This window comes from Rhizobium sp. H4 (genome assembly GCF_003013335.1).
Taxonomy (GTDB): Bacteria; Pseudomonadota; Alphaproteobacteria; order Rhizobiales; family Rhizobiaceae; genus Rhizobium; species Rhizobium sophoriradicis.
Genome location: NZ_PSOW01000041.1, coordinates 1 through 2,722 on the forward strand (window position 1 = coordinate 1; position 2,722 = coordinate 2,722).

Annotated in this window: 3 protein-coding genes; all 3 read right to left on the reverse strand. The window is 59.6% G+C overall.

Annotated elements, in window-relative coordinates; genetic code table 11:
- Positions 1–73: 73 nt before the first annotated feature.
- From C4N04_RS31320 to C4N04_RS31330, 3 genes are read right to left on the reverse strand one after another with little or no spacing between them, the layout of a single operon-like run.
- On the reverse strand, positions 74–1,804 hold the full coding sequence (locus C4N04_RS31320; RefSeq protein WP_106797759.1) for an IS66 family transposase: 1,731 nt from the start codon (positions 1,802–1,804) through the stop codon (positions 74–76).
- Between the two features lie 45 nt (positions 1,805–1,849).
- A complete protein-coding gene (gene tnpB, locus C4N04_RS31325) occupies positions 1,850–2,203 on the reverse strand; it encodes an IS66 family insertion sequence element accessory protein TnpB (protein WP_097612581.1) in 354 nt (117 codons plus the stop codon).
- A complete protein-coding gene (locus C4N04_RS31330) occupies positions 2,200–2,634 on the reverse strand; it encodes a transposase (protein ID WP_106797760.1) in 435 nt (144 codons plus the stop codon). The genes tnpB and C4N04_RS31330 overlap by 4 nt, the downstream gene beginning before the upstream one ends.
- Positions 2,635–2,722: the final 88 nt, after the last annotated feature.

Here is a 2,722-nt window from a genome sequence, read left to right on the forward strand (position 1 = left end):
GTATCCATACGCGAGGAACCGCGGAACTTGGTCGCGTGCGCGGGTCATTGCTGATGTATGCTGCGGATAAGATTCAGGCGGTGATCTGAGCAGAGGCTTTTTCGGCCTGGCGCAGCCTTTTCCACTCCCATGGGAGCAGTTCATGCAAGCGGGAGACGGGAAGATCGGCGATGCGGGCAAAGACATCGGCAAGCCACGCCTTTGAGTCGACATCGTTGAGGCGGCATGTGGTGATGACGGTCAACATGACGGCAGCGCGATCGGCCCCACGCTGGGAACCGGCGAAGGTCCAGTTCCGCCTTCCCAATGCGATACCGCGCAGCGCCCGCTCGGCTGCGTTGTTCGTTAGACAAACCCGTCCGTCTTCGAGGAAGAGGGCAAAGCCCTCCCAGCGCTTGAGCATGTAATCGATCGGCTCGATGACCTCGGACGATCTGCTGAGCGTGGCGCGTTCCTTCGTCAACCACTCGTGCATGTCATCGAACAGCGGTTTGCTCTTCTCCTGCCGCACAGCCAGTCGTTCTTCGGCGCTCAGTCCGTTGATCTGCCGCTCGATTTCGAACAATTCGTCATAGCGTTTGACGGCTTCCAATGCGATCGGCGAGATCGGCTTGCCTTTGCGCTTGTGATCCCGAGCATTCTTCTGGATATCGGCCAGTGCAAAGAATTTTCGACGCGAATGGGCGTGACAGAAAGCAAAGGTGATCGGCACCTTCTTCGTTTTGGCAATAGTGTCCGGCTCGAACCCGTTGTAGCAATCCGTCTGCAGAATGCCGCCATACTCGGCCAGGTGCTTCTGCGGATGCTCGCCGCGCCGGTCACTCGACGCATAATAGATCGCCGCCGGCGCAGCCGTTCCCCCGAACGGCTGATCGTCCCGCACGTAGGTCCATATTCGCCCGGTTACGCATTTGCCCTTGGCCTGGATCGGGATGGTCGTGTCGTCACCATGCAATCGCTCGGCTGCGAAGACATGCTTCTCGATCAGGTCGTAGACCGGCATGAGGGCCGCCGTTCCAAATCCGACCTGATCGGCCAGCGTCGAGGTCGACAGGTCTATGCCCTCACATTTGAACCTTGTGCTCTGGCGGTTCAGCGGACTGTGCATCCCAAATTTGTCGAAGACGATCGTCGCCAGCAGATGCGGACCGATGAAGCCGCGCGGCGTGGCATGGAACGGTGCTGGCGCCTGGCTGATCGCCTCGCAATCGCGGCAGGTAAATTTCTCCCGAACCGTCTCGATCACTTTGAAGCGACGCGGTATCTCCTCCAACGTCTCGTTGACATCCTCGCCCAGCTTCGACAGGCGCGACCCGCCGCAGCAAGCACACACGGTCGGAGGATCAATCACCACGCGCTCGCGCTCGGCATCCTCTGGCCAGGGTTTGCGCACCGGCCGTTTGCGTGTGAACGAACGCACGCTCGACGTTCTGGCGGCAGCAGCCTGGGCCGCCACTTCATCCTCCGTCGCGGCCATCACGAGCTCTTCGAGCTGTAATTCCATCTGGTCGATCAGACGCGCCGTGCGCTCGGATCTCTGACCGCGCAGTTCGCGCCGGAGCTTTTCGATCGCCAGTTCCAGACTGACGATCAGCGCCTCGCTGTCCGACAGCATGGCCTGTGCATTGGCGGCCTGTGCCACCGCGATGTCCCGCTCGGCGACGACGGTGTCGCGCTCAGCGGCAACGACATCACGTTCAGCCACGACAAGATCACGTTCAGCCTGCAGCATCGCACGCTCGGAAAGCAGCGCCAGATAGGCGCTTGCAAGGTCCGCAGGTGGATCGGAGGGCTTCGATACCATGAAGCCATACCATCATATTCTCTCAATATTTTCAATGAAGTAATGCTATCCGACCTTCGTCGGACGAAAGGTTTCCTGCGGATGGCGCCAATCAATTCCGGACAACAAATAAGAAAGCTGCGCAGGCGATATCGCGATCGCGCCGCCTTCCGCAGACGGCCAGACGAACCGGCCGCGGTCCAACTTTTTTGTAAAAAGGCAGCTCCCCTGGCCGTCACTCCAGATCACTTTTATCAGCGATCCGCTGCGACCGCGGAACACAAAGAGATTGCCGTCCAGAGGGTTCAGTTTCAGCACCTCCTGCACCCGCAACGCAAGGGATGGAAACCCACACCGCATGTCCGTATGGCCCGTTGCAATCCACACCCGCACATTCTGACCGGAAGGAAGCGTGATCATCGCAACGTTTCCAGACCCCGCATGATCCGCAGCAGCGCCTCAACGTCGACGCTGCCGTCCACGACCACACGACGGCCGTTCGCCGCAACAATCTCCATGCGGCTGGAAGGAGACGCCACCGGATGCTCCATCGTAGCAGGCGGAGTGACCTGCTTCGCCGGCACAAACGTTTCCGGCATGACGAACGCCGGCACAAAGCCATCGATTTGTTTCTGGCCGTGCAAACCCTGGCGAACCGATTTGCGCCAACGGTTCAACAGGGAGCGGCTGATGCCGTACTGACGGGCCGTGGCCGACGCCCGGCCTCTCCCCGCAAAGCTTTCTGCGACAATCCGCAGCTTCTCATCCTCAGTAAAGCGACGCCGCCGACCGGTGTTGATCACCTCGATACGGCTCACCCGAGATCCGCTGTCTCCTTCAAAAATCTCCATGTTGGCAACTGTCCTTATGCATGGGAATAAGGACAGGGTCTGAACAATTTTACTCAATATTCACAGGCGGTCGCGCTCGGACGGATAC